We start from the raw sequence: 26051 nt of genomic DNA on the forward strand, positions 1-26051 counted from the left end.
TGCCTCCCCGGTGCATGCGGTCTTGGTTTTGTATGATTATAGGCGACCGGAGCGCCTGTTCACAGGGTTCCCGGCCCCGGGGCTCCCGGCAGCAGCCCCCCGTCCATGAAGGCGTGCCACTGCCCTTCGGTGACCGTCCCCGCCGCGGCGGCGATGTCCGGGGCGAAGTAGCGGTCCCGGTCGTAGAACGGCACGCGGGCCCGGACGATCGCCAGCGCGCCGGCCAGCGCCGGCGAGGTCTCCAGCGGGCGGTGGAAGTCCACGCCCTGGCACGCGGCCAGCAGCTCGATCGCCACGATGCCCGCCGTGTTGGAGGCCATCTCGCCCAGCCGGCGCGCCCCGTGGGTCGCCATGCTGACATGGTCCTCCTGGTTGGCCGAGGTCGGCAGACTGTCGACGCTGGCCGGGTGCGCCAGCTGCTTGTTCTCCGACGCCAGCGCCGCCGCGGTCACCTGGGCGATCATGAAGCCGGAATTGAGCCCTCCTTCCGCCACCAGGAAGGGCGGCAGGCCGCTCAGGGTGGTGTCCATCAGCAGGGCCGTCCGCCGCTCCGACAGGGCTCCGGTCTCGGCGATCGCCAGCGCCAGGACGTCGGCCGCCAGGGCGACCGGCTCGGCGTGGAAATTGCCGCCGGACAGGATGTCGCCGCTGTCCGGGAAGACCAGCGGGTTGTCGGTCACGGCGTTCGCCTCCCGCTCCAGCACCTGGGCCGCGAAGCGGAGATGGTCCAGGCAGGCGCCCATGACCTGGGGCTGGCAACGCAGCGAGTAGGGATCCTGGACCCGCTCGTCCCCCGTCAGGTGGGACTGCCGGATCGCGCTGCCGGAGAGCAGCCGGCGCAGCACGCGGGCGACCTCGATCTGGCCTGGCTGCCCGCGCAGCTCGTGGATCCTTGGGTCGAACGGCACGTCGCTGCCCCGGGCGGCATCGACCGACAGCGCGCCCGCGACCAGTGCGGCGGCGAAACAATCCTCGGCGGCGAACAGGCCGACCAGCGCCAGCGCGGTCGAGACCTGGGTCCCGTTGAGCAGCGCCAGACCCTCCTTGGCCTCCAGCACCAGCGGTTCGATCCCGGCCCCGGCCAGGGCTTGCGCGGCCGGAACGATTCCGTGCCCGGTCATCGCCTCGCCGATGCCGGTCAGGACGGCGGTCATGTGGGCCAGCGGCGCCAGGTCGCCGGAGGCACCGACCGATCCCTTGGCCGGGATCACGGGAAGCACGCCCCGGTTGACCAGGGCCAGCAGGGTCTCGATCACCAGCGGACGGACGCCGGACCGGCCGCGGGCGAGGCTCGCGGCCTTCAGCACCAGGATCAGGCGCGTCACGTCGGCCGGCAGCGCCGCGCCGGTGCCGGCCGCATGGGAGAGCACGAGCCGGGTCTGAAGCTCCCGCAGGCTCTCCGGAGGGATGCGCTTGCGCGCCAGCAGCCCGAATCCGGTATTGATGCCGTAGGCGGCGCCCCCGCGGGCGATCACGTCGGAAACCGTCGCCGCCGCCGCTTCCGCCTCGTCCCGCCAGCCGTCCGCCAGCACCGCCGGCACGCGGGCGTCCCGGGCGATCCGCCGCAGAAGGGGCAGGGTCAGCCGGCCCGGTTCAAGGCTCAGCGGCTCAGTCATGCTCCATCCTCCTCACCGTCCGGCCCTCCTCGTCGCCGGAGGGCATCTCCGGGCCCGTCGCCGGTCAGGTGCCGAGCCGGCGGACCGCCAGGTCCAGCGCCATGCGAAGCTGCACGGCCGAATAGGGTTTCTGGACGAAACCAAGGGGATAGGTCGAGGTGATTCGGCTCATGGTCTGGTGGTCCGTGTAGGCCGACAGATAGACGGACCGGATGCCGAACTCGGCACGCAGTCGTCGCGCGGTGTCAATCCCGTCGGTCGGGCCGCGCAACCGGATGTCCATCAACGCCAATTCCGGTTGCGTCCGGCCCGCCAGCGCCAAGGCTTCCGGCTCTGATGCCGCCACGCCGCAGACCTCGTAGCCGAGCTCGTCCAGGGTGCAGCGTATCCCCAGCGCGACCAGGGCGTCGTCCTCGACGATCATGATCCGGAACCGCTTGCCCGTTGCCGGATCGGAACTTTCAGTCATCGACGTCTCGCACGAGAGGATATGTCATGCCGGATGCGGCCCCGTGATGGTGGTGCGGTGGTTTCGGTCCCTGGATTCTTTCCTGAACGGCACAGCAATTCGCGTTTACCATCGGTTGCGGGGGCGGTTGCGGGAGAAGTCGGGCGAACAGAGTACCCCCGGATTGAGCCGGGCCGCCCGGCCGGACGGCCCACTTGATGGAACTTTAACGTTCCGAGATTATAATGAAACCGAAATGAGGCAAGCCGTATCCCCACGATGCCCGATTCGGCGCACCGGGTTAGGATCCATGGACGATCCGACGCCGCCCCGCCTCGATACGATCCCCCGGATCCAGACAGGTTTCCCGGCACGACGGCTCCGATCGGTCGCGCGGCCCGACCTTAACCTTTGTCATAGGGACGGGCCGCAAGTCACTGAAAAGGAATGAAAGAAAGTTCTCAATTTCTTAACCAATGGCGTCTAACCATGAAGCGGCAGTGTTTTTCAGGAACCATCATGTTTCGCCGCTCCATCGACTTGCCGTCGCGCATTTCCCTCGTCGCAGCGATCGTCTGCGCCCTGCTGTTCCCGCTTCCGGCCGAAGCCGCCCCGCCGCCCTATGCGGAGCTTCTGATCGATCCGGCCACCGGCGTCGTCCTGCACGCCCAGAACCCGGACCTCCCGACGCAGCCCGCATCGCTGACCAAGATGATGACGCTGTTCCTGGCGTTCGACAGCCTGGACAAAGGTGAACTGGCCCTCGACCAGTTCATTCCCGTGTCCCGGCGCGCGCAGAACATGTCCCCGTCCAAGCTGGGGCTGGTCGCCGGCACGTCGATCCGGGTGGAGGACGCGATCCTCGGCCTGGTCACCCGGTCGGCCAACGACGCGGCCGTGGTGCTGGCCGAGGCGATCGGCGGCACGGAGGAAGGCTTCGCCGAGATGATGACGACGAAGGCGCGCATCATCGGCATGCGGAACACGACGTTCCTGAACGCCTCGGGCCTGCCGAACGTCCGCCAGAAGACGACCGCGCGGGACATCGCGACGCTGTCGCAGGCGCTGATCAAGACGCACTCGCGCCATTATCCCTATTTCAGCCGCAGCAGCTTCTCCTACAACGGCGCCGTGGTCCACAGCCATAACCGCCTGATGAACCGCTACGATGGCATGGACGGGATCAAGACCGGCTTCGTCAATGCCTCCGGCTTCAATCTTGCCGCCACCGCGGTGCGCGACGGCCGGCGGCTGATCGCGGTGGTCCTGGGCGGCCGCAGCTCGCGCGAGCGGGACAACCGGGTCGCGGCCCTGCTCGACCACGGTTTCGGCGTCAAGCCGCTCGGCCGGTCCGTCTCGACCGTGGAGGTCGCGGCCGTCGTCCCGACCGTCCGGGCGACGATCAAGGCCGATGCCCCGCGGCTGGAGAAGGCCATCGCCCAAAGCCCCAAGCCGGCCTCCAAGGCGGCGGCCAAGCCGGGCTCCTGGGCGATCCAGGTCGGCAGCTACAAGAGCCACAAGGCCGGCCAAGCCGGGTTGACGACGACCGCGAAGGTCATCCCGGCTCATGTCAAGGGCGCGCAAAGCACCGTCCTGAAGTCGCGTACCGGTGTGTTCCAGGCCCGTTTCACGGGCATGACCAAGGCCGCCGCCGAGCAGGCGTGCTCCAGGCTCGAATCGAAGGGCCAGGACTGCATGGTGGTCGCCCCGCGGCGGTGACGCCGGGCGACAGGCTTCCCGAAGAACCCTGCCATTCGAAGCACTGACCGCAGGCCGGCCTTCGCCCAGGGCGTGAAGGCCGGCCTGCATCGACGCCCGAGCCACGGTGTCGGTGCCGGACTTCGGCGGGGCCGCCCCGCGGAGAACGGATCAAAGCCCCTGGGCGGCGGGGTCGAGCCTCAGTATCCGGGCGATTTCCCGGGCCGCATCCCGCTCCCCCGGGCTCAGCGTGCCGTCGGCGCCCGCTCCCCCCACCTGAAGCGCCGAGCGCAGGACCAGTTGCCGCTGCTCCTCGGGTGCGTCCGGCGCGAAATCGGCCAGCACGCCCAGGGCGCGGTCGTGCCCGAAGGTCCGGTCCCGGTCGAAATTGGAGAGATGCTGGTCGAGTACGCGTTGGATGTCCTCGGCGCGCTCCTGGTCGCCCATCAGGCAGCGCAACGCCTCGGAATCGATCTCCCGCAGTTCGCTGCCCTCGGCCTTGCCGTCGGCGAAGGCGACCAGCGCGCCCGCGGCGATGACCGCCGGCACCAGGAGCGGCAGGTCGTCCGATTCGGCGCCGATTTCTCCCAGGTGGCTGACAAGCGTATCTATGAAGGACATGGTTCCTCTTCCACCCGGTTTTCGGGTCCCGGTTTGCGGGGCGTCGATCCGCCGACCAGTTCCCGCGGCGTCAGCACCGTGACCGGGAGTTCGTCGCGGCAGGACAGCAGGTGTGCATCGCTGGTGACCAGCATCGCCCCCGTCGCCGCGGCCAGCGCCGCGAACTTGCGATCGCCCGGATCTTCCACCCTGGAGAAGGATGAAACGTCGAGCGGGCCGCGATGTTCGTCGGCCGCTGCGAAAAGACAGGCGAAACGCTCCCAGTCCAGCCCGGGAATGCGGCGGATCACCGCCTCCGTCTCGCCCCGGGTCGCCTCGGCCCAGGCGAGCCGGTGCCGCCCCTTCCGGACCGCCCCCACCACGGCCGCGGCATAGCTCGCCGGATTGAATCCGGCGGCCACGAACACGTTGGTGTCGAGGACGAGGCGGTCCTGCGCGGGGACGCCTGGGGAGGCGGGCATCACCGGGTGCAGGGTTCCATCACCGGCTTGCCCCGGTGCGGCCAGTCGGCGTGCCGGCCCGTTCCGGCGGCATGCTTCCCGCGATCCTGCCTGATCTGGTCCTGCCCGTGGCCGTGACCATGCCCGGCGTCGGCATGGGAGCGAAGCTTCCGTTCCGCAGCTTCCCGGAAGGCGTGTTTCACCGATTCCGGTCGGCGCACCCAGGCGACGCCGGTCCGATCGCTTTCCTCGTAGAGCTTTTGAGCCAGGTCTTCCCGAAGTTTCGGATCGATCTTCATCGCGTCCATCTCCTCGCGCATGTGGCCGCCGTTCGGGGCAACACCCGCGGCGCGCGACCGTTCCTCGCGGGCGGTGGGCCCGTGCGCATAATCGAGGCATGTTGTTTCGCTGCTGTGAAGCCGCTCGTCGGCATGGCTTCTTATGTAGATGTAATGCGTCCGCGGCCGCCCGATCAGGTCGGGCCTGCGATTTCAGGACTGGAATCCGGGCCGGGCAAACCGTGGCCGGCGGCATCGCGGCGGGTGGAGTTCCGTTGTAGGAGAAGGACAGGATGAAGATTTCGGGCAACCTGCGGTGGCTGGGTGCCGCCGCGCTCCTCATTGCCGTCGCCGCTCCCGGCTTGGCGCAGCAGGATCACGGGGGGCATGGCGGTCACGGCGCTCCGGCCGCTCCCGCGGCAGGGTCCTCGGCGGTGATCGACGCGTTCCGGCAGTCCGGCGCCCGCATGCACCGGGATATGGAGGTCGGCCTGACCGGCGATGCCGACCGGGATTTCGCCCGCAGCATGATTCCCCATCATCAGGGGGCGATCGACATGGCGCGCATCCAGCTGCGGTACGGCAGGGATCCCGAAATGCGCCGGCTCGCCGAGGAGGTCGTGGCGGCCCAGGAGAAGGAGATCGAGCGTCTCCGGGACTGGCTCGCCCGGAACCCCCGGCCAGGCCCTGATCCGGACCCCAAACCCTAACCCTAGCCCTGGCGCCGGACCGGCACCGGGGGATCGCTCTCCTCCGCCTCGTCCTCCGCCTCGTCGGGCCAGCCGTCCTGCTGCATCTGCGCGAACAGCAGCGCGTTGCTGTGCGCGGGCGCCGACTGCGGATCAGGGCCGTCCTCGAGCCCGGCGAATCGCTTCTCGTCGGCCTGCATCCTGCGGGTCAGCCGGTTCAGCATGTCCGACGCGGTGAGCGCATGGCCGCTACGGTCGTGGAACAGGTTCCTGTTGGCCGCGGCGGCGGAAGGCAGCAGGTCGCGGGCCAGCTTGCCGGGCGTCTTCTCGGCCGCGTTGATCAGCCGGGCGGCCCCGCTCGGGCCCATGATGTAGGCGATCCGGCTCTCGATCGTCGAGGCCGGCCGGCCAAGCAGCTTTCCAAGCCGCTCCTTGCCTTCGCCGAGGTACCGGGCGGCCATGCCCGCGGACAGGTTGGGATCCTCGCGAAGCGCCAGGATCTTCCGGCGCGCCGCGGCGTCGCCGACGGTCGGCGCGCCGTCGACCACCTTGATCTGCTTCGCGATCTCTCCCAGGCCGAATGCCGATCCATGGCGCCGCACCAGGTCGAGCCACGTGCGCTCGATGAACTGGAAGGGACCGGTCGCCGAACTCTTGCGGTTGCGCGCCTTGGGGTCCAGCCCGCTTTCCTGCTGCGCCTGGGACAGCAGCGAGGCGAAGCTGTGGCCGGACAGCCCGGCGACCGACCGGATCGCGTCGACGACGGGCCCGCCGGCCACCGCCGTCGGCGGCACGTCCGCCGGCTTGCGGCCGGGCAGGGGGACTCCCGCCCGCTCCACCGCCGCAGCGAATCCTTCGCCGCCCGGTTTGCGGGCGGGCAGGGGCGGCTGCCAGGCGGCGCCGGGTATCGAGGGCTTCTTGCCGGGAACCGGCGGCAGTCGCTGGTCAACAGCCATGGGCTTGTTCTCTGCACCTTTCGGGTTAACCCATCCTAAGGCGGCGGACCGCTGGTGAGAAGAACAATCGCGTGACCTCGATCGGGACCCGCTCCGCCCGGCGCGCACCGCACCGATCGATACGGAAGATATCGTACTTTACGCGGCTAATTGGCACGGCAACGTAAGACTGATTCAAATCAGGGAAGACAAGCCCGAAAGTTTGCTATCGATGCGGGCGGATCGCGGCGGCTTACCACACGCGCGAGTGGTGCCGACTGCCGCTGCGCTCCGCGCGACCGATGTAAATCAAGCAGGGTCCGTATCCATCCGCCGCGGGACGACGGGATTGCGGCGGCAGGCGGCCAGAGGGCGAGGCAAGACGATGGGGTCTCTTTCATCCAGGTTCAGGATCGGTTCCAGGATCTACGCGGGGTTCATGCTCATCCTCGCCCTGCTGGCAGCCGTCGGCGGCTTCGGCATCGCCGAGTTGGTCGCAGCCCGCGCGAATTTCGAGCGGTACGGCGAGACCTCCGCCAACACGGCCATGGTGATCACGATCAACCAGGACTTCGCGGAACTGCGCCGGCAGGCGCTGCTCTATACCTCGTCGGGGAACGAGACGGCCGCGGGCCACGTCCATGAACTGCTGAGCCGCATCGCTTCCAGCCTGACGAACCTGGTGCCGGCGGCACGCGACGGGGCCAGCCGGGCGAGGCTGGAGCGCATGATCCAGCTCACCACAGACTACGGGGAGAAATTCACCAAGGTCAAGGAAGCCCGGGTCAAGCGGGACACCCTGCTGGACCAGTCGCTTCGGCCGCTCGGCGACCAGATCGTCGGGAACCTGTCCGACCTGATCAGCGAGGCCACCGCCGCCAAGCAGATGGAGACCGCGGGCCTGGCCGGGATCGCCCAGGAACAGTTCATGTATGCCCGGCTCAATTCCATCCAGTTCCTGGCGACGCCGGACGAGGCGCTGGCGGAAAGCGTGACGCGACGGCTTGCCGCCTTCAAGCCGGCCGCGACCAACCTCGCCGCGTGGTTCGACGATCCGGACCGCATGGCGCTGGCCCAGGACGTGCTCCGGCTGGCCGAGACCTATTCGAAGACCTTCGACCGGATGGCCGCGTCGGCGTTCGACATGAACAGCCTCATCTACGAGGCCATGCCGGTCATCGCGGAGGAGTTCGGCGGCCTGACCCAGGCCACCGTGGACGGCTGGAGCGCCATCTTCCGGGAAACCGAGCAGAAAACCCTGTCCGAGATCGACAGCACCATCGGGGTCAGCGGAGCGCTCGTCGCCGCCGCGCTCATGGGCGGCATCCTTCTCGCCTGGCTGATCGCCCGCAGCATCGTCGTCCCGGTCAAGACCATGACCGCCACCATGACGCTGCTCGCGTCGGGCGACCGCTCCGTCGAGGTCACGGGGCTCGACTTCGCGGACGAGATCGGCGAGATGGCGCGGGCGGTCCAGGTCTTCAAGGAGAACGCGATCCGGGTCGAACGGCTCCAGGCCGAGCAGGCCGCCCAGGAGCAGCGTTCGGCGGAGGAACGCCGGCGGTCCATGATGGAGCTGGCCGACGATTTCGAGAACCATGTCAACGGCGTCGTGACCCATGTCACGACCTCGTCCGGGGAGATGAACGCGACTGCGGCCACCATGTCCACCGCCGCCCAGCAGGCGACCCACCAGGCGACCGCGGTCGCCAACGCGGCCGACCACGCGTCCACCAACGTCCAGACCGTCGCCGCCGCGGCGGAGGAACTGGCCTCGTCGATCGCCGAGATCGGCCGGCAGGTCGATCGGTCCTCCCGCACGATCCAGCACGCGGTGGAAAAGGCCCGGCGGACCAACGAGATCGTCGAAAGCCTCTCGACCGCGGCCCAGAAGATCGGGGAGGTGGTCGGCCTGATCAACACCATCGCCGGCCAGACCAACCTGCTCGCGCTCAACGCGACGATCGAGGCGGCCCGCGCCGGCGACGCCGGCAAGGGGTTCGCCGTCGTGGCGTCGGAGGTCAAGAACCTGGCCAACCAGACCGCCAAGGCGACCGAGGACATCTCCGGCCAGATCAGTTCGGTCCAGGCGGCGACGGCCCAGGCGGTCGAGGCGATCCAGGACATCCTGCACACCATCGACGAGGTCAGCGGCACCTCGGCCGCCATCGCCGCATCGGTCGAGCAGCAGCAGGCGGCGACCGGCGAGATCGCGCGCAACGTCGAGCAGGCCGCCGCCGGGACCAGCGAGGTCGCGGCCAACATCGCCGGCGTCACCGCGGCGGCCGACGCCTCGCTCGCGACCGCGGAGCAGGTGCTCCGCGAGTCGTCCGAGCTGACCCGCCAGTCGATAGTGCTCCGGCGCGCGGTGGACGAGTTCATCGAAAAGGTGCGCGCCGCCTGACTGCCCGGTTTGCGGGAGCGTCGAAGTGGGCCACACTCGACCCTCCCGCAGCCGAGGAAACGCCATGATAGATCTCTACACCTGGACCACCCCCAACGGCCGGAAGGCCTCCATCATGCTGGAGGAGACCGGCCTTCCCTACACGGTCCACCCGGTCGACATCACCAAGGACGAGCAGTTCGCGCCGGACTTCCTGAAGATCAGCCCGAACAACAAGATCCCGGCCATCGTCGACCACGACACCGGCGCGTCCCTGATGGAGTCCGGCGCCATCCTGCTGTACCTGGCGGAGAAGACCGGGATGTTCATCCCGCTGGACGGGCCCGGACGGTGGCGGACTTGGCAGTGGCTGATGTTCCAGATGGGCGGCGCCGGCCCGATGCTGGGCCAGGCCCACCATTTCCTTCAGTTCAACCCCGGCAAGGCGCCCTATGCGGAGGAGCGGTTCGGTGCCGAGGCAAGGCGGCTCTATTCCGTCATGGACAAGCGGCTGGGCGAGACCGAGTACCTGGCCGGCGGCGACTACACCATCGCCGACATCGCGACATGGCCGTGGGTCTCGCGGTTCGAATGGCAGCGGATCGATCTCGCGCAATTCCCGAATGTGCGGCGCTGGTATCTCGCCATCGCAGGGCGTCCCGCCGTCCGGCGCGGCTATGATGTGCCGAAGAAGGGCCACGAGATTCCGCTGGCCTGAGCACATCGCCGCCGGAACCCCATGCTGCTGCCGCTTCGCCTGTCCCTGTTCTACGCCGCCTATTTCCTGATCCTGGGTATCCAGCTGCCGTTCTGGCCGGTCTGGCTGGAAAGCCGGGGCCTGTCGGCGGAAGAGATCGGGACGGTCCTGGCGGTGGCGCTGTGGGTCCGCATCGTCACCATTCCGGTGGCCGGCGTGGTGGTCGACCGCACCGGCAACCGGCGGACGGCGCTGATCCTGCTCAGCGCCGCCGCCCTGGCGGCCTCGCTGCTGTACCTGCCGGCCGACGGCTTCGTGCCGATCCTGCTGGTGACCGTGCTGATGAGCGCGGGCTTCAGCCCGATCATGAATATCGGCGACAACCTGACCCTGCTGATCGCCCGGGCCCACCGGCTCGATTACGGCCGGATGCGCCTGTGGGGATCGATCAGCTTCATCGCCGCCGCCAGCCTGGGCGGCATGGTGGTGGCCGACAGCCAGCCCGAGACCGTGCTCCACCTGCTGGTCGGCGCCATGGCCCTGACGGCCCTGTCCTGCTGGCTGGCGCCGAAGCCGCCGCCGCGCGAGCCGGCGGGGGACGGGGTGCCGCTGAGGACCAGCCGGATCGCGGCGCTGCTCCGCGATCCCGGCTTCCTGCTGTTCCTGGGGGCCACCTCGGCCGTCCAGTCCAGCCACGCGGTCTATTACGCGTTCGGCACCCTGCACTGGCGCGGGCTCGGCCATTCGGAGGCGGTGATCGGCTGGCTGTGGGCGGAAGGCGTGATCGCCGAGATCCTGCTGTTCGCCTTCGGCGGTGCCGCGACCGCGCGGCTCGGTCCCGCCCGCCTGCTGGTGCTGGCCGGGCTCGCCGCCCTGGTCCGCTGGGCGGGAACGGCCGTGGCGGAGAGCGTGCCGGTCCTGGCGCTCCTCCAGGTGCTTCACGGCATGACCTTCGGAGCCGCGCACCTCGCGGCCATGCAGTATATCGCCAAGGCCGTCCCGATCGACCGCTCCGCGACCGCCCAGGCGCTGTACGGCGCTCTCGCCACCGGCATGGGCACGGCGCTGGCCATGATGCTGGCGGGCGCCGCCTATGCCGGGATGGGGGCGGGCGCCTATCATGCCATGGCCGCCCTGGGGCTGGCCGGCGCCGTGTTCGCCCTGCTGCTGGCCTCGCGCGGCCGGCAGGACGAGGTCCGGCCCGCGGACGCCTAGCCCGCTTCCTGGTCCTGTTCCCAGGCGGCCGGGTCCTCGATCCGGCGCAGGGTCAGGATCTGCGCCGCGGCGGTGAACAGCAGCCCGGAGGCGGCGAGGCGGCCGGAGTCCTGGTCGGAATGGCCCAGGCAGGCGAGCTGGGCCGCTCCCAGCGCATAGGCCTGGAGCAGGTCGATCGGGTCCCCTTGCGAGTTCCGCGACCACCAGCGCCGACCGTGGCGCCGCATGGTCCGCAGCGCCGGTTCCAGCACGTCCCAGGCCGGCAGCCGGTCCTGGAGGAAGTCGGCGGGATCGCCGCCGCCCTCCTCGCCCAGGGCCGCCCGCCCGAGATGGATCGCGAACTCGATGAAGGGATAGCGTTCGGACACCCGGGCACCCGCCCGGAACGCTATGCTCATCAGCAGTTCCGACACCAGCGCCGAATCCCGGGGTTCCAGGCCGTCCACGACATCCAGCAGGCCCGGAGCCAAGCCCGCTTCCGGCGAGCCGCCGTCGCGGGCGGCGGTCACGGCCGCGACCAGCGTGCGCAACGCTTCGACCTGGGCCTCCGGGGAAACCGGCCGGTAGTCTTGTTCCATGGGGATGTGCTCTTTGCCTTCTGCAAGGACCTTCGGGCCGGCCGTCCGCCGATCCGAAGGTCCCTGTTACAAGGCAACGGAGCTTATTGTCCAGGAGAACGAGTACGCCGGTATTCCCGCCGGGCTCCCTACTTCGCCTTGCGGGACAGAAGGAACCAGAACAGCCCGACGGTCACGCCGACCGTGGCGGCGAGAAAGCCGAGCGCGACATAGGCCTCGTAATCGAGATGCATGGTGTGGAACTCCCCGAGCGGTGCGCCCGACAGGGGCGCAGGATGCGAAACCCGGCCGGGAGCGTGCATCCGCCGCGGCCCGCCCGCATTGAAGATTCGCAATCCCGCGAGGAACGGAACAGTTTATGGATGACCCGATGGCAGACACGGTGCATGGCATGTCCGACCCCGGTGAACGGCGAAGCGGCCCCGGATGGCCGTTGCGGCACGAACGACCCATCCTGCGCAGGCTGGCGGGCGCCTTCGGCGCGGGCTTCGCCGGGGGAGCGGTGACGGCGACCGCCCTGATCGGGGCCGATGTCGGCGGCATCGGAGCGCTGACGCTGGGAGCCGGCGCCTCGCCCGGCGACCTGACCGGGGCCCTGTTGCTGATCTGGGGCATGGCGGTCCTGTTCGGCTTCGTCGGCCTCGCGATCTCCATCATGTCGCTCGGCGACTGGAGCGACCCTCCTCCCGACTGAGGGAGGGACAGCCTCGCCCGATCGATGTGTCGCAGGTCGGCCTCGGCGGAAGGCCGACGCCGACAGCGTGGCCGGAGCGTCATAAAAAACACTATGCAGAACCACTAGAGTAACCCGTAATCGAAAGCGCGCATCAAGCGTAGTAGCTTCCAGTTTGCCGTGCCCGCCGAGAGGCTTCCAAGCCGACGTTCTGTTATCATGGGCAACCGGCATCGATATGTACTGTGGTTGAACATGAGTCAGACGATCACATCGCGTTCTCCCGTTCGGCAACCCTTGGGGAATAATAAATTTAATATTATTTCAATTCAGTATTTGAGGGCGTTCGCGGCTCTCCTGGTGGTGTTCCACCACGCGCGCTACCAGATCACCGATTTCGAGGTGTTCTACACGGGCGGCGTCTGGCTGTTCGGACAGGCGGGCGTGGACATCTTCTTCGTCATCAGCGGCTTCATCATGTGGGTGACGACGTCCTTGCGGCCGACCGCGCCGGGCGATTTCCTCAGGAACCGCATCGTGCGGATCGTTCCCATGTACTGGCTCGTGACGCTGGCCGTCGCGGCGGCGGCCCTCCTGCTGCCCAACCTGTTCCGGGCGGTGGAGCTGACGCCCGAGCACGTGCTCAAGTCGTTGTTCTTCATCCCGCATTTCTATCCGGCCGCGCCGAACCGGATCTGGCCCCTGCTGATCCCGGGCTGGACCCTCAATTACGAGATGTTCTTCTACCTGATCTTCGCGGCGGCCCTGTTCCTGCCGCGCTCCCTGATCATCCCGGCGATCTCCGCGCTGTTCGCGGCGATCTCGGTGATCGGCCTGGTCGTCCCGTTCGAGGATCCGGTCCTGATCTTCTTCGCGGACTCCATCATCATGGAGTTCGTGGCCGGAATGCTGATCGGCCGGCTGTACCTGGAGGGACGGCTGGCGCTGCCGGCCTGGGCCGCCCTGTCGGCGATCGCCGTCGGGCTGGTCTGGATGGTCGCCCTGACCCCGTGGGAGATTCCCGAGACGCGGCTGCTGGTCTGGGGCATTCCGGCCGTCCTGACGGTGGTCGGCTGCCTGTCGCTGGAGTTCAGGGACGCGATCCGGAAGAACGGGCTGCTGACCCTGCTGGGCGATGCGTCCTATTCGGTCTACCTGACCCATATCCTGACGCTCGGGGTGGTCAGGACGGCCTGGAACCGGTTGGGGCTGGTCGAGCAGGATGCGGCGGCCGCCTGGATCTTCATGGCCGCCGCGATCGTGATATCGGCGGCGGCGGGCATCGCGGCGTATTTCCTGCTCGAGGCGCCGATCCAGAGGCTGGGGCGCGGCTGGACGTCGCGGGACGGCCGCCGGCCCGGCGTTTCGGCCGGCAGCCGTGTGACCGCCGTCAAATCCAGCGGATGAACAGCCAGGCGGTGCCGGGCTCGCGGCCGGAACGCATCTCGATCAGCACCTTCATGGGCTGGTCGAAGGTGAAGACGTAGCTGAAAATGATGTTCAGCTTGCCGGACTCCACGCCCTCCTGGAACCGGCCGTGGAACTCCGGCGTGAAGGTGCAAGGGGCGACGTCGCGGAAGAAGTCGCAGCCGATCACCAGGTCGGCCTTGCGCCCGGCGAAATTCTCCTCCGCGGCGTTGTAGCTGAGGACACGTCCCGTCCGGTCCAGTTGCACGATGCCGATCGGCAGGTCCGCCAGGGCGTCGCGGCCGGTCTCCTCGACCAGTTCGTAAACGCCCCGGTCGCCGATCCTGAAGAACTCCTTGAGGCCGCCGATGGTCGGGGCCGGCGGCCTGCCGTCGGGCGTGCGCACCCGCCAGGACGGCAGCGTCATGAAGGCGGTCGTGCCGACGCCGGGGCTGGTGTTGAGATGGAGCATGCCGCCGTGCAGCTCGACCAGCGCCTTGGCGACCGGCAGCCCCAGCCCGGTGCCTTCGGTGTTCGCCTGGAGATGCGAGCCGACCCGGCCGAAGGGGGCGAGCGCGACCGGCAGGTCGCGGACGGAGATCCCGATGCCGGTGTCCGAGGTCGTGAAGCAGATCTGGCCGTCGGCCAGGATGTGGGTCGCCAGGGTGACTTCGCCGCCGGCCTCGGTGAACTTGACCGCGTTGCCCACCAGGTTCAGCAGAACCTGCCGCATCAGGCGCCGGTCCGCGACCACGGCCACGTCGTCCGGCGCGGGCGCCACGGTCAGCTTCAGCCGCGCCTTCGTCGCCCGTTCCCGCAGCAGTCGGTCGACGTCGCCCAGCAGGCGCTTCGCGGACACGGTCTCCTCGTTCAGCGTGACCTGGCCCGCCTCGATCTTGGCCATGTCCAGCAGGTCGTTGATGATGTCCAGCAGGTGCCGGCCGGCGAACAGGACGTCGCTGGCATATTCCACGTAGGTCTGGTTGCCCAGGGGGCCGTGCATCTCCTCGGCCATCATCTCCGAGAAGCCGATGATCGCGTTCAGCGGCGTGCGCAGCTCGTGGCTCATGTTGGCGAGCAGCGACGTCTTGGCCTGGTTGGCCCGCTCGGCCTGTTCCTTCGCCGCCATCAGCTCCAGGGCCGCCCGCTTGCTCGCGGTGACGTCCTGCACGGTCCCGAACAGGGCGACGGGGTGCCCGTCGCCGCTGCTGTGGACGACCCGTTCCTCGTGCAGGTGGCGGATCTCGCCGTCGGGCAGGACGATGCGGTAGTCGAACGATCCGACCCGCGCCGACGGCGCCGCGAGGTCGCGATCCTGGGGATGGACCAGGTCGAGGAACCCGGCGGGATCCGGCGGTCCGGCGGCGGGGTCGCGGTCGTGGATCCCGTACAGGATGTCCGACCAGACCGTGCTTCCCGTCGCAAGGTCGGTCCGCCACCAGCCGAGCCGGGCCATGCGCTGGGCGGCTTCCAGCGCCTGCTCCAGCCGGCGGTGGTCGGTCAGGTCGGTGGAGGTCCCGACCAGGCGGACGATCCGCCCGTCGTGGAACAGCGGGTTCAGCACGGTCCGCGTCCAGAAGACGCGGTCTCCCAGCCGGATCTCCTCCTCGTAGCTGATCGGGCCGCGGGTTGCCACGCAATGCCGGTAATGGTCGGTGAGGCGGTAGGCGAGGCAGGGCGCCAGCACCTCCCCGACCAGCCGGCCGGCGCAGTCGGCATGGCTCAGGCCGAAGGCGCGCTCGTACCAGCCGTTCAGCATCGCGATCCGGAATCCGCCGCCTCCCTCACCGTCCTCGACGTCGATGACGAAGATCGGGCAGGCGATCTGGTTGATGAATTCCCGCAAGGCCGCTCCGGCGGAGGTCTTGAGGATGTCGGGCTGGTCGAGCAGGGTGGTCATGGGAGGGGTCGCGAGTCTTGAAAGGGGCGGGAAAGATTCAGGCAACGGTCCAGTCTGCGTCCTTGCCGATGGCATTCGAAGGCAGCGAAGGCCCGCAAGTCAGGGCCCGGGGCCGTTCCGGAACGGTCAGGTTACGGTCGATCCAGCGGGTCAGCGCCCGATGGAGTTCCGGGCCGGCGGGAGCGCCCGGGGCCGGCACGATGAAGGCCTTCAGCCGGTCGCCTTCCGCCGGGCCCATCAGTCGCACTGCCGCGTCGGCGACCCAGGGATGCTCGCGCAGGCGCCGCCCCACATGGTCGGGGGAAACATTGACGCCGCCGACCTGGACCATCCCGTCCAGGCGCCCCGCGACGCGGAAGCGGCCGTCCGCGGTCCAGTCCAGCCGGTCCGGCGCCGCGACGTCCCGTTCCGTGCCGTCGGCGAAGGTCCGGCGCAGGATGGCCTCCCCGACGCGCCGCCAGTGGGGCATCGGTCGGAAGCCGTCGGCCGGATCGTCGCGCCAGCCGATGCCGGCGGTCTCCGACGACCCGTACAGTTCGACCAGACGGTCGAGACCGGCGCCGATCGCGCCATGGACCGTTCCGGCCGGGCAGGGGGCGGTGGAAACCGACCCCTGGACGCCGGCGGGCAGGTCGGCCCCGCTGCGGACGAAAGCCGCCCAGAAGGCGGGATGGCCGACGATCAGGTCGCCGGGCATCGCCAAGCCGGCGAGGGCCGCCGGCGCCAGTCCCCGGATGTCGACCACGGGCAGCCTGGCTCCCCCCGGGGAAGCGCCGGCCAGGACCGTCATCAGGAAACCGTAGATATGGTGGCAGGGCACCGCGCCGAGGATGCGCCGCCGCTCCGGAAACAGGGTTCGCAGGAACTCCGCCTCCTGCTCCAGGTCGGCGAGCCGGTGGCGGCAGGGCTTCGCGGCTCCGGTACTGCCCGACGTCCTGAAGATGACATGGGAACCGCACCGGGGGAGCGCCGACCGGCAGATATCCAGCAGGCCGCCGAAGGTCCGCCGGGTCGGCAGGTAGTCGGAGGCGCCCGCCGCGGCGAGGTCGAGCGCCTCGGACAGCGCCGCCGAGAGCTGGAGCATCTCCAGGCTGTCGGCCTCGACCGGGCCGTTCCGCCAGGCCTCTCCGCCGGGATGGCCGGCGAGGGCCCGTGAACCGGGCCGCAGGCGCGTGAACTCGCTCGCGACCAGGTCGGCGACGAAACGCGCCAGGGTCGGATCGTCCGACCACCAGCTTCCTCCGGACCCGAACTCTCCTGCTTCCCCGGCCACGCACCCGTACCATCGATAGGGGTAAAAGATGCGCCGATAGTGTCACATCGGACCGGCGTTGCAAATCCGTCCGAACAGGAAAGCAGGCTCAAAAACCGATCAAACGTCGTAGACCGGTCCGGGCGTCTTCTTGTTCTCGCCGCCCGATTGCTCCTCCTCCTTCTCGGTCAGCGTCTTGTCGCGGCCGGCATCGGTTCCCGGCTGGGGCTTTTCGTCTTTCTTGCCGTCGTTCTCGGCCATGGTCGATCTCCTGGTGAAAACTGCTCCAACAGGCGATGGCCGGGTGCGTTGCGCTTCGACCCCCAGGACCGGTTTCGCGTCAATGAGCTGTTAATTTGGCCTAAAAGTTCAAGGTGTTGCTGCCGTGCATCATATTTCCGTCATCACGATCCGTTTCGTAGGTAATCGTTGCATATGCACCTATTCGCCGCTCTGATGATGCGACGCTTAACGTTCGACCCGATCAGGGAATGGTCATGAGAAATCTCCTCCTTGCCACCACGGCCATCGCCGCAGTCACCCTGGCCGCGCAGTCCGCCCAGGCACAGCTCGTCGTGAGCCTCGGCGGTTACACCGAGTTCTTCGGCGCCTACTACGACGACGACGCCTCGAACCGGACCAGCCGCGAATTCGCGCTGGAGACCGAGATCGTCGTCCGCGCCGACGGCAAGGCTGACAACGGCCTTCTCTATGGTGCCAAGGTCGAGCTGCAGAACAGCACCGGCGCCACCTCGACGAGCGTCGGCACCGACGAGGCGTCGGTCTATCTCGGCGGCACCTGGGGCCGCATCGAGCTCGGCGACTTCGACGGCGCCGCCGACACCCTGGCGATCTACGCTCCCCTGATCGGCGTCGAGCAGATCGACGGCGACGGCTACCGCTTCCTGGAGAATACCCCCGACTTCGGCCCGCGCGCCGGCTTCGCGCTGGGCAGCCTGCCGACCGGCAGCGTCGTGCAGGCGCCCGACTCGGGCGACGCCACCAAGGTCATGTACCTGACGCCGCGGTTCGCCGGCATCCAGGCGGGCGTCAGCTACGCCACGCAGGACGACAGCGAGGGCCAGGACGTCGTCGGCTTCAAGACCGCCGGCGGCTACAAGGACTTCTGGGAGTTCGGCGCCAACTACACCGGCGAGTTCTCCGGCTTCTCGGTCGCGGCGAGCGCCACCGGCAGCACGGCGACCGGCCAGGACCTGGGCGTCGTCGGCGGTCCGTCGCTCGAGGACTTCTGGGCGTGGCAGGTCGGCGGCCAGGTCGGCTACGGCGGCTTCAAGGTCGGCGGCGGCTACATCGACGGCGGCGACTACAACGCGGTTTCCGGCGTGCCGGCGACGTCGGGCGACACCAACATCTGGCATGTCGGCGTCAGCTACACGGCGGGCCCGCTCGCGGTCGGCCTGTCCTACGCCGACGCCGAGGGCTTCAAGGGCGGCCCGGAGTTCGACGACTTCGGCGGCGTGACCCCCGCGACCTACGCCTCCTCCTACAAGACCTACGGCGGCGGCGCCGCCTACACCCTGGCTCCCGGCTTCACGGTCCAGGGCGACGTGATGTACGTGGACGAGGACCTGCGCAACGTGGACGCCGCGACCGGCGTGACCAGCACCACGAGCAACGAAGGCATCGTCGCCATCCTGAGCACCCGCCTGGATTTCTGATCCGCGGCACTGTTCCGGCTGGAAGGAAAGGGGTGCGGCGCTTCCGGGCGCGGCACCCCTTTTTCGTTTCCTGGGGCGTCGCCGGAAGATGGGTTCCGTTCCCTAGTTCGCCAGCTCGCCGAACCGGTGGTCGGCCGTGGATTCCTCGCCGACCCGGGCGCTGGGGGTGGAGAAGGCGTCGTAGGCGGGGTTGGTCAGGTAGTTCGACAGGACGATGCCCACGCCCGCGGCGATCACGATCGCCGTCAGGGCGCCCAGGATAAACATCTTCATCGGCATTCCACTTGTTTGTCTTTTCTCTTCCGTCCCGGGGCGCGCACGGCGCCCCGGGAATTCGTCGGTCTGGATGACGGCGTCACCGGCCCTCGGGCGTCCGTCCCGCCTTGTCGCGGATCTCGTCGCGCTCGCCCATCTCCTCGAACTTGCGCTCGGGGCTCTTGTCGGTGTCGCCGGATGCCTTTCCGGTCTTCCGGTCCAGCGCCTTCTCGATCTGCTCGGCCGCTTCGGAACCCTTGCCGGTGCTCATGCCTTCCTCCCTCCAGCTCTCGCGGTTGCAGGCGGATCGCCCGCACCCGTTGCGCTCAGGGGAGCGGGGCGTCCTGACGGATCAACCCGTCAGACCGCAATTCCGCCCACAGGTCGGACGGAATTTTGTGGGCGAGCAGGTCCATGTTCTCCTTGATGCGGGCCGGGCTGCCCATGCCGGGAATGACCGACGCCACCACCGGATGCCCCAGCGGGAACTGGAGGGCCGCCGCCTTCAGCGGCACCCCGTGGCGCCGGCAGACCTCCTCGATCCGCCGGGTCTTCTCCAGGATCTCCGGCGACGCGGGGGCATAGTCGTAATGGGCGCCCTCCACCGGCCCGGTCGCCAGGATGCCGGAATTGTACGGCCCGCCCAGCACGATCCCGATGCCGCGCTTCTCGCAGAGCGGCATGAAGCTGTCCAGGCTCGCCTGGTCCAGCAGGGTGTAGCGGCCGGCCAGCAGGAAGCAGTCGAAGTCGCCGGCCTCGGCGAAGCGCTGGCAGGCCTCCCACTCGTTCAGCCCGGCCCCGATCGCCTTGACGATCCCCTGCTCGCGCAGCTTCAGCAGGGCGGGGTAGGCGCCCTCCATGGCCTCCTTGAAGCGCTGCTCATAGGCGTCGCCCTGGTTGCGCCGGTCGGCGTCGTGGATGAAGACGATGTCGACCCGGTCGGTGCCGAGCCGTTGCAGGCTGTCCTCGAACGACCGCATCACCCCGTCGTAGCTGTAGTCGATCCCCCGGCGGAACGGCGGCACGTCCATGAACAGGCCCGCCTCGGTCGGTTCCCCGCGCGCCGGGAACAGGCGCCAGCCGACCTTGGTGGACAGCACGACGTTCTCGCCGCGGACCCGGCGCAGCCAGCCGCCGACGCGGTGCTCGCTCAGGCCGTGGCCGTACAGCGGCGCCGTGTCCACGTAGCGGACGCCCGCCGCGAAGCTGGCGTCCAGGGCGGCCAGCGCCGCCTCGTCGTCGATCGCCCGGTACATGTTGCCGAGCGAGGTCCCGCCGAAGCCGAACACCGTCAGCGATACGTCCGTGCGGCCGAGCTTGCGCGTTTCCAGTTCCATGCCATCCTCCTTGCGGTTCATTAACCATGGACTCAATCGATAACACGGCCGACCCCCGAAACGGGCCAGGAAGCCGCATCAGGGCAGGAACAGGAAACCCATGCTGAAGACGATCGATCCGCTGCTCAACGGAGCGCTGCTCCAGATCCTCGCCGACATGGGGCACGGCGACGAACTCGCCATCGTCGACGCGAACTATCCCGCGGCGGCCAACGCAAGGCGGCTGGTCCGGCTGGACGGCATCAGCGCCACCGCGGCGCTCAAGGCGGTGCTGTCGCTGCTGCCGCTCGACGATTTCGTCGAGGCGCCGGCCGCCGTCATGACCCCGGGGACGGAATGGCCGCCGATCCTGGACGAATTCCAGGCGCTGGCCGACGGGGCGGAGGGCCGGGCGATCGAGATCCTCGGCATGGACCGCTTCGCCTTCTACGAGCGGGCGCGCGGCGCCTACGCCGTGATCGCCACCGGCGAGCGCCGCCTCTACGGCAACATCATCCTGGTCAAGGGCGTGATCCGTCCGGCCGGATGACGGCTGCGACCGCCGCCGCGGCCTCGATGCCGGTCAGGTAGGCCCCGTGCGCGGTGGAGTAGGACTCCTGGGAGCAGGCCTCCCCGGCGAAGAACAGCCGCCCGTCGATCGGCCGTGCCAAGTCGGCGCGGCGGTCGGCGCCGCCCGGCACCGCGTAGGAATAGGCCCCGCGCGACCACGGGTCGGCCGCCCAGCCCGAGGCCGCCACCGGCTTCAGCCGGCCGCGGACCGAGGAACCGAACAGCCCGCACAGCTCGCCGAGCGCGAAATCCTCCAGGGCCCCCGGCCCGGCGCGCTCCAGGTCCAGCGCCAGGGCGCCGCCGTAATAGGCCTCGACCAGCGGCCGGCCGAGCGGTTCCAGGTGGTACAGCCCGGTCCGCGCGCGGTCCAGGGCGCCGGGGACCTGCGTGTCGGGCTCCAGGTCCCAGGGCCGGCCGCCCCCCTCGGCGACCTCCAGGAACAGCTTCGCCACATGGCCCATGGGCAGGGCGCGGGCCGCCCCGGTCTTCTCCGGCGGCAGCGGCGGCGTGAAGCGGATCGCCTCGCCGTCCAGCAGCGGCGTCGGGACGGTCAGGATCACGGCCCGCCCGCACAGTTCGCCCTTGGGCGTGGTCAGCACGATCCGCGGCCCGGTCATGTCTATCGACGTCACCGGCGTGTCGAGCGAGACATGGACCCCGGCGCCGGCCCGCGCCACCAGCGTTCCATAGCCCGACGCCACCCGCCAATTGACGCCGGTGTCGGCGTAGCGCACCAGGTCCACCGCCGACAGGTCCCCGGGCTCGGCGCCGGAGATATAGCCGATGACCGCCGCGAAGCGCGGCAGCCAGCGGTCCCCGGCCGGCAGCAGGTCGGCGACGCTGCGATCGGGTCCGCCACCCGGGCCGCCATCGCCGACCCGGTCGATCAGCTCCCAGTACCGCTCCATCGCCTCCGCCCAGTCGGTCATGGCCTCCCGGCCCAGGCGGCGCCCGACGGCACCCTGGCCCCAGTCCGGCGGGTTCCGGTCGATCTCCAGCCCCAGCCCCTCGGCGATCCCGCACCAGGGATTGCGGTCGGCGGAGTGCAGCCAGCCGCAGCCCAGGTCGGCGGGATGGCCGCCGCCGGTCAGCACGGTGTGGGCGCGGCCTCCCGTCCGGCCGCGCGCCTCGGTGACGACCGCCGAGATGCCCCGGCGCGCCAGCTCGCGGGCCGCCGCCAGACCGGCCGCCCCGGCGCCGACAACGACCACATCCACTTCGCTGAACGGCATGCTTCCCCTGTCCGCTTGAAATCCATCACGCCCGTTCAACAGTTTGTGCGGGACGTCGGACCGAGGCCACTGATCCAAATGCGTGTTTGCCCGATTTTTCCCTCCCGATATAGCCTGGATCGTCCGGGGGCCGCCGTTCCCGGACATAGCCGGCCCGGAAACGACCAAAGGACGCGCGCATGCAGGTGATCCTGGCCCAACCCCGCGGTTTCTGCGCCGGCGTCGAGCGGGCGATCGAGATCGTGGAACGGGCGCTGGCGCTCTACGGCCCTCCCGTCTATGTCCGGCACGAGATCGTCCACAACGGCCACGTGGTCGAGCGCCTGCGGGCCAAGGGTGTGCGGTTCGTGGACGAGGTGGACGAGGTGCCGCCCGGCGCGGTCACGATCTTCAGCGCCCACGGCGTCTCGACCGCGGTGGACGAGGCGGCGCGGGCGCGTGGCCTGCACGTGATCGACGCGACCTGCCCGCTGGTCGCCCGCGTCCACCTGGAAGGTGCGCGCTATTCCCGCCAGGGCCGCGACGTCGTGCTGATCGGCCATGCCGGGCATGCGGAGGTCGAGGGAACCCTGGGCCGGCTGGACGGGCCGGTCCATCTCGTCGGCTCGATCGAGGATGTCGCCCGGCTCCGGGTCTCCGATCCCGGCCGGGTCGCCTACATCACCCAGACCACGCTCAGCATCGACGACACCCGAAGCATCATCGAGGCGCTCAAGGCCCGGTTCCCCGCCATTGTCGGCCCGGACACCAACGACATCTGCTACGCCACCCAGAACCGCCAGCGCGCCGTGCTGGGCCTCGCCCCGCTGGTCGACCTGGTGCTGGTGGTCGGGGCGGCGAACAGCTCCAACTCCAACCGCCTGCGCGAGATCGCGCGCGACGCCGGCGTCCCCGCCTACCTGATCGGCGACGCCTCGGCGCTCGACCCGGCCTGGCTCGACGGGGTATCCTCGGTCGGCGTCACGGCGGGCGCCTCGGCGCCGGAGGACCTGGTCCAGGAGGTATTGGACGCCCTGGCGCGGCGAGCCAAGCTGCGGGTCCGGACGCTGCCCGGCATCGAGGAAACCCTGCATTTCCGCCTGCCCGTCGAGCTGGAGGCGGCCGGCACCGGCCCGCTCCCCCGGCACCGCCCCGACTTGAACAGGAAGTGAGCTCACGATGGCCGTCCCGTTGCTCCAAACCGCCATGGTCGGCGCCTATGTCGTCGGCCGCCACCTGCGCGGCGTCAAGCGGTACCCGCTGGTGCTGATGCTGGAGCCGCTGTTCCGCTGCAACCTCGCCTGCGCCGGCTGCGGCAAGATCGACTATCCCGACCCGCTGCTGAACCGCCGCCTCAGCGTGGACGACTGCCTGGAGGCGGCGCGCGAATGCGGCGCGCCGGTCGTCTCGATCGCCGGCGGCGAGCCGCTGCTCCACGCCGAGATCGACCGGATCGTGGACGGGCTGATCGCCCAGCGGCGCTTCGTCTATCTCTGCACCAACGCGCTGCTGATGGAAAAGCGGCTGGACCGCTTCAAGCCCGGCCCCTTCTTCACCTGGTCGGTCCATCTCGACGGCAGCCGGGCCGAGCACGACGCCTCGGTCTGCCAGGCCGGCGTCTACGACCGCGCCGTCGCCGCGATCCGGGAGGCCAAGAAGCGCGGCTTCCGCGTCAACATCAACTGCACCCTGTTCGATGGCGCCGACCCCGCCCGCGTCGCCGCCTTCTTCGACGAGGCCATGGAAGCCGGCATCGACGGCATCACGGTCTCGCCCGGATACGCCTACGAGCGAGCACCCGACCAGGCCCATTTCCTGACCCGCCGGCGCACCAAACAGCTCTTCCGCGACATCTTCCGGGCGGGGCGGGGCCGGCGCTGGGCGTTCAACCAGTCGTCCCTGTTCCTGGACTTCCTGGCCGGCAACCAGACCTACCGGTGCAGCCCCTGGGGCAACCCGACCCGCAACGTCTTCGGCTGGCAGCGCCCTTGCTACCTGCTCGGGGAAGGCTATGCCAGGACCTGGCGCGAGCTGATGGATGAGACCGACTGGGACGCCTACGGCACCGGCAACTACGAGAAATGCGCCGACTGCATGGTCCACAGCGGCTACGAGGCGACCGCCGTCGCCGACTCCGTCCGCAACCCCCTGAAGGCCTTCCGCGTCGCCCGGCACGGCGTCCGCACCGACGGCGGCATGGCCCCGGAAATCCCCCTCGACCGCCAGCGCCCGGCCGAATACGTCTTCTCCCGCCACGTCGAGAAGGCGCTGGAGGAGACCGGCCCGAAGCGCTGAGGCGGTTTTCGCGAGGAACTCCGTCGATCCTGACACGAACGCCGTCGCCCGACCCCCTCACCCTGACCCTCTCCCCCAAGGGGGCTAATCTATCAACAGATCTTTTTAGGTGCGGCAGGTTGACTCGGGTTTGTCGCTGTAGTTGCGTAGTTTGGCGGGGATGTGATTCTGTTCGTGACGTTCTCAGGCGGAGGGCGTCACGAATGGACATTCAGGTTGATATCGTCGGCCGTTTCAACGATGAACGGCTGAAAAAAGGGGGCGGCAACTGCTGCAAAGGATGGTCGAGCGCTCGACCGTCCGCATTCGGCGTTTGTCGAACGACCGGATCGAAGAGGCTCGCTTCGGGCGTTGGCTGAACAATGCCAAGGTAAGACTGGTGGAAATGGAATGCACGATCGGCGAGCAGATGCGGGCGCGCGTCGTCGGCCTGCATGTTCTGGCCATCCAGGACACCAGCGAATTGAACTATCAGGCCCATGCCGGACGAACGCGGGGCCTGGGCACCGTGGGCAATGGCCGGGACGCCGGGCTGTTCGTCCATCCGGTGCTGGCGGTCGAGGCCGAAAGCGGAGCTTGTCTGGGACTTGTCGGAGCGCAGGTCTACGCCCGTCATGAAACCGCGGCCAAGCACCGTCGGGCTCTGCCGATCGAGAGCAAGGAATCGATGCGCTGGCTGGAGGGCGCGCAGACAGCCAAGCACTATCTCGATACGGCCCGGCACGTCACGGTCGTCGCCGACCGCGAAAGCGACATCTACGAGGAATGGGAGCGGCTGCCGGAAGCGGGTTTCGATCTTCTGACGCGGGCCTGCCGCGACAGGGCGCTGGCCGGAGGCGGCTACTTATACGCCTGGAGCGACGCGCTGGCGGTGGCGGAGCGCTTCACGCTGGACCTTCCCGAACGCCCCGGCAAGCGCTCGGCCCGCACGGCGACCCTGGAACTGCGCTACGGCGCGGTCGCGGTGAAACGGCCCAGGAACGGGACACACCCCGGCGCCGCACCGGCGCTCGCCCTTCGAATGGTCGATGTTCGCGAAGTGGACGCCCCCGCCGGAGAAGACCCGGTACATTGGCGGCTGCTGACGACACATCAGGTCGAGGACACCGCAAAAGCCTTGGAAATCGTGCTTTGGTACCGGCGGCGCTGGACCATCGAGCAGCTTTTCCGTACTCTCAAGACGCAGGGGCTGGATATCGAGTCGAGCCAGGTCGAAAGCGCCGACGCCCTTCAGCGGCTGGCTTTCGCCGCCCTGGTCGCCGCCACGCACATCCTGCAACTGCTCGGCGTTCGCGACGGCGTCCTGGTTCGCCCGATCGACGACACTTTCTCCGCACAGCAGGTCAGCGTCCTGATCGCCCTACAACCACGTCTGGAAGGCCGCACCGCCGCCCGCAAAAACCCACATCCGCCCGACACGCTGGCTTGGGCCGCATGGTTTATCGCCCGTTTGGGCGGCTGGGACGGCTATCCCAAATCCAAGCCGGCTGGACCCATCACTTTTGCCAGAGGCTACGCCCGTTTCGCAACAATGTGCGAGGGCGTAGCTCTCCGGCAAAAGATCTGTTGATAGACTAGCCCCCTTGGGGGAGAGGATCAGGGTGAGGGGGTGCAGCACACAAGCGGACCCAACAGGATCACCGCCCCGCACCCGACCCGGAAGCGGAAGCCAGCAAGACCAGCAGCAGCCCGCGCGGCAGCGCGCAGAAGGACAGGCCGACGCCGACCAGGATCAGCCCCGCCTGAAGGACGGCGTCCAGCTCCATATGCAGCGGGCCGAAATGCACGTCGAACACGGGCATGAAACGCTGTAACCCGCTGCCGGCCGAGGGCAGGAGGATCAGCGGGAACAGCACTCCCCAGATGACCAGAAGCTTGCCGAGCGTGTGCATGGG

27 protein-coding genes are annotated in these 26051 nt (G+C 69.1%); 12 read left to right on the plus strand and 15 right to left on the minus strand.

Translation table 11 applies throughout. The features are described 5' to 3' along the window. Positions 1 to 59: 59 nt before the first annotated feature. Together hutH and JL101_RS05320 are read right to left on the minus strand one after the other, a co-directional pair. Complete coding sequence (gene hutH / locus JL101_RS05315) at positions 60 to 1616, minus strand: histidine ammonia-lyase (protein ID WP_203099579.1); 1557 nt, start codon at positions 1614 to 1616, stop codon at positions 60 to 62. Positions 1617 to 1680: 64 nt separating this feature from the next. Further along, positions 1681 to 2085 (minus strand): response regulator, encoded by a 405-nt coding sequence (locus JL101_RS05320; protein WP_203099580.1) that lies wholly within the window; start codon positions 2083 to 2085, stop codon positions 1681 to 1683. A gap of 498 nt (positions 2086 to 2583) precedes the next feature. Between JL101_RS05320 and JL101_RS05325 the strand changes: the two genes are divergently transcribed. Continuing rightward, entirely contained in the window at positions 2584 to 3783 is a 1200-nt protein-coding gene (locus JL101_RS05325; protein WP_203099581.1) for a D-alanyl-D-alanine carboxypeptidase family protein, read from the plus strand. Positions 3784 to 3933: 150 nt separating this feature from the next. Here JL101_RS05325 and JL101_RS05330 read toward each other — a convergent pair whose 3' ends face one another. From JL101_RS05330 to JL101_RS05340, 3 genes are read right to left on the minus strand one after another with little or no spacing between them, the layout of a single operon-like run. Continuing rightward, positions 3934 to 4383, minus strand: a complete 450-nt coding sequence (locus JL101_RS05330) for a TerB family tellurite resistance protein (RefSeq protein ID WP_203099582.1) — start codon at positions 4381 to 4383, stop codon at positions 3934 to 3936. Then, positions 4371 to 4844, minus strand: a complete 474-nt coding sequence (locus JL101_RS05335; RefSeq protein WP_203099583.1) for a PIN domain-containing protein — start codon at positions 4842 to 4844, stop codon at positions 4371 to 4373. Before JL101_RS05335 ends, JL101_RS05330 begins: the two co-directional genes overlap by 13 nt. Next, the gene (locus JL101_RS05340) at positions 4844 to 5122 is read right to left on the minus strand and encodes a hypothetical protein (RefSeq protein WP_203099584.1); all 279 of its coding nucleotides are present in this window, start codon (positions 5120 to 5122) and stop codon (positions 4844 to 4846) included. Before JL101_RS05340 ends, JL101_RS05335 begins: the two co-directional genes overlap by 1 nt. Positions 5123 to 5394: 272 nt before the next feature. Here JL101_RS05340 and copM point away from each other — a divergent pair, with 272 nt between their 5' ends. Next, positions 5395 to 5811, plus strand: coding sequence for a CopM family metallochaperone (gene copM / locus JL101_RS05345; RefSeq protein WP_203099585.1), 417 nt, complete (start codon positions 5395 to 5397; stop codon positions 5809 to 5811). Between the two features lie 2 nt (positions 5812 to 5813). On the opposite strand, the gene JL101_RS05350 is transcribed toward copM, so the two are convergent. Next, positions 5814 to 6746, minus strand: coding sequence for a lysozyme family protein (locus JL101_RS05350; RefSeq protein WP_203099586.1), 933 nt, complete (start codon positions 6744 to 6746; stop codon positions 5814 to 5816). 418 nt (positions 6747 to 7164) lie between these two features. Between JL101_RS05350 and JL101_RS05355 the strand changes: the two genes are divergently transcribed. The 3 genes from JL101_RS05355 to JL101_RS05365 all read left to right on the plus strand — a co-directional run bounded on the left by JL101_RS05355 (position 7165) and on the right by JL101_RS05365 (position 11020). Continuing rightward, complete coding sequence (locus JL101_RS05355; protein WP_203099587.1) at positions 7165 to 9129, plus strand: methyl-accepting chemotaxis protein; 1965 nt, start codon at positions 7165 to 7167, stop codon at positions 9127 to 9129. A 64-nt stretch (positions 9130 to 9193) separates the two neighbouring features. Continuing rightward, on the plus strand, positions 9194 to 9826 hold the full coding sequence (locus JL101_RS05360) for a glutathione S-transferase family protein (RefSeq protein ID WP_203099588.1): 633 nt from the start codon (positions 9194 to 9196) through the stop codon (positions 9824 to 9826). 21 nt (positions 9827 to 9847) lie between these two features. Further along, the gene (locus JL101_RS05365; RefSeq protein WP_203099589.1) at positions 9848 to 11020 is read left to right on the plus strand and encodes a 3-phenylpropionate MFS transporter; all 1173 of its coding nucleotides are present in this window, start codon (positions 9848 to 9850) and stop codon (positions 11018 to 11020) included. Here the strand turns inward: JL101_RS05365 and JL101_RS05370 are convergent. Next, positions 11017 to 11598, minus strand: coding sequence for a hypothetical protein (locus JL101_RS05370; protein ID WP_203099590.1), 582 nt, complete (start codon positions 11596 to 11598; stop codon positions 11017 to 11019). The genes JL101_RS05365 and JL101_RS05370 overlap by 4 nt on opposite strands. Before the next feature lie 370 nt (positions 11599 to 11968). Here JL101_RS05370 and JL101_RS05375 point away from each other — a divergent pair, with 370 nt between their 5' ends. Both JL101_RS05375 and JL101_RS05380 read left to right on the plus strand, forming a co-directional pair. After that, complete coding sequence (locus JL101_RS05375; protein WP_203099591.1) at positions 11969 to 12292, plus strand: hypothetical protein; 324 nt, start codon at positions 11969 to 11971, stop codon at positions 12290 to 12292. 315 nt (positions 12293 to 12607) lie between these two features. Continuing rightward, complete coding sequence (locus JL101_RS05380) at positions 12608 to 13678, plus strand: acyltransferase family protein (protein WP_203099592.1); 1071 nt, start codon at positions 12608 to 12610, stop codon at positions 13676 to 13678. Here the strand turns inward: JL101_RS05380 and JL101_RS05385 are convergent. The 3 genes from JL101_RS05385 to JL101_RS05395 all read right to left on the minus strand — a co-directional run bounded on the left by JL101_RS05385 (position 13662) and on the right by JL101_RS05395 (position 17091). Next, positions 13662 to 15578 carry an ATP-binding protein gene (locus JL101_RS05385; protein ID WP_203099593.1) on the minus strand — a complete coding sequence of 639 codons (1917 nt, stop codon included), beginning with the start codon at positions 15576 to 15578 and terminating at the stop codon, positions 13662 to 13664. The genes JL101_RS05380 and JL101_RS05385 overlap by 17 nt on opposite strands. A gap of 37 nt (positions 15579 to 15615) precedes the next feature. Then, positions 15616 to 16851 (minus strand): AMP-binding protein, encoded by a 1236-nt coding sequence (locus tag JL101_RS05390; RefSeq protein WP_203099594.1) that lies wholly within the window; start codon positions 16849 to 16851, stop codon positions 15616 to 15618. Between the two features lie 99 nt (positions 16852 to 16950). Next, positions 16951 to 17091 (minus strand): hypothetical protein, encoded by a 141-nt coding sequence (locus JL101_RS05395; protein WP_203099595.1) that lies wholly within the window; start codon positions 17089 to 17091, stop codon positions 16951 to 16953. Between the two features lie 236 nt (positions 17092 to 17327). Between JL101_RS05395 and JL101_RS05400 the strand changes: the two genes are divergently transcribed. After that, entirely contained in the window at positions 17328 to 18509 is a 1182-nt protein-coding gene (locus JL101_RS05400) for a porin (RefSeq protein ID WP_203099596.1), read from the plus strand. Between the two features lie 102 nt (positions 18510 to 18611). Here JL101_RS05400 and JL101_RS05405 read toward each other — a convergent pair whose 3' ends face one another. The 3 genes from JL101_RS05405 to JL101_RS05415 form a co-directional block, all read right to left on the minus strand. Continuing rightward, on the minus strand, positions 18612 to 18782 hold the full coding sequence (locus JL101_RS05405; protein WP_203099597.1) for a hypothetical protein: 171 nt from the start codon (positions 18780 to 18782) through the stop codon (positions 18612 to 18614). Positions 18783 to 18864: 82 nt separating this feature from the next. Next, positions 18865 to 19035: a hypothetical protein gene (locus JL101_RS05410; RefSeq protein ID WP_201073284.1), complete on the minus strand. Its 171-nt coding sequence runs from the start codon at positions 19033 to 19035 to the stop codon at positions 18865 to 18867. 55 nt (positions 19036 to 19090) lie between these two features. Next, positions 19091 to 20101, minus strand: coding sequence for an aldo/keto reductase (locus JL101_RS05415; protein WP_203099598.1), 1011 nt, complete (start codon positions 20099 to 20101; stop codon positions 19091 to 19093). A gap of 100 nt (positions 20102 to 20201) precedes the next feature. Here JL101_RS05415 and JL101_RS05420 point away from each other — a divergent pair, with 100 nt between their 5' ends. Then, positions 20202 to 20630: an RbsD/FucU family protein gene (locus JL101_RS05420; RefSeq protein ID WP_203099599.1), complete on the plus strand. Its 429-nt coding sequence runs from the start codon at positions 20202 to 20204 to the stop codon at positions 20628 to 20630. Here JL101_RS05420 and JL101_RS05425 read toward each other — a convergent pair. Beyond that, positions 20602 to 21882 (minus strand): flavin monoamine oxidase family protein, encoded by a 1281-nt coding sequence (locus JL101_RS05425; RefSeq protein WP_203099600.1) that lies wholly within the window; start codon positions 21880 to 21882, stop codon positions 20602 to 20604. The genes JL101_RS05420 and JL101_RS05425 overlap by 29 nt on opposite strands. Before the next feature lie 179 nt (positions 21883 to 22061). Here JL101_RS05425 and ispH point away from each other — a divergent pair, with 179 nt between their 5' ends. The 3 genes from ispH to JL101_RS05440 all read left to right on the plus strand — a co-directional run bounded on the left by ispH (position 22062) and on the right by JL101_RS05440 (position 25726). Further along, entirely contained in the window at positions 22062 to 23033 is a 972-nt protein-coding gene (gene ispH / locus JL101_RS05430; RefSeq protein WP_203099601.1) for a 4-hydroxy-3-methylbut-2-enyl diphosphate reductase, read from the plus strand. Between the two features lie 7 nt (positions 23034 to 23040). Then, the gene (hpnH, locus tag JL101_RS05435) at positions 23041 to 24156 is read left to right on the plus strand and encodes an adenosyl-hopene transferase HpnH (RefSeq protein WP_203099602.1); all 1116 of its coding nucleotides are present in this window, start codon (positions 23041 to 23043) and stop codon (positions 24154 to 24156) included. A gap of 280 nt (positions 24157 to 24436) precedes the next feature. Then, entirely contained in the window at positions 24437 to 25726 is a 1290-nt protein-coding gene (locus JL101_RS05440; RefSeq protein ID WP_228435294.1) for an IS4 family transposase, read from the plus strand. A 67-nt stretch (positions 25727 to 25793) separates the two neighbouring features. Here the strand turns inward: JL101_RS05440 and JL101_RS05445 are convergent, their stop codons facing one another. Then, positions 25794 to 26048 carry a hypothetical protein gene (locus JL101_RS05445; RefSeq protein WP_203102893.1) on the minus strand — a complete coding sequence of 85 codons (255 nt, stop codon included), beginning with the start codon at positions 26046 to 26048 and terminating at the stop codon, positions 25794 to 25796. Between the last annotated feature and the right edge of the window lie 3 nt (positions 26049 to 26051).

Origin of the sequence: Skermanella rosea (assembly GCF_016806835.2) — a bacterium.
GTDB classification, from domain to species: domain Bacteria; phylum Pseudomonadota; class Alphaproteobacteria; order Azospirillales; family Azospirillaceae; genus Skermanella; species Skermanella rosea.